1 protein-coding gene is annotated in these 257 nt (G+C 37.4%); it reads left to right on the top strand.

Features of this window, described 5'->3' with window-relative positions; genetic code table 11:
* Nucleotides 1-257: hypothetical protein (locus tag SB756_RS32190; protein ID WP_410913518.1), on the top strand; the 257-nt coding region annotated here is incomplete at both ends.

Below are 257 nucleotides of genomic sequence, written 5' to 3' on the forward strand. Positions count from 1 at the left end.
GGGGTTTTTCAGGCTTTGTATGCCAGTTACTTAAATTTATCGCCCGATGTAGTTAGCCCTATTTTTGGCTATAAACATACCGACCGGGCCATTGGTACATTTACGTATTCTAACTTTTTAGCTAACTATTTAGCGCTGTGTTTATGTTTGGGTATAGGTGTATTGGTAAGCGAGTTAAAACGCAATAATGGTAAAGGTAAAAACACGTTAAAACAAACTCTTAGGGCTTGGGCCGAAATACTTTTAAGCTCTAAAAT

Source organism: Pseudomonas sp. SIMBA_068 (genome assembly GCF_046534705.1).
GTDB lineage: Bacteria > Pseudomonadota > Gammaproteobacteria > Pseudomonadales > Pseudomonadaceae > Aquipseudomonas > Aquipseudomonas putida.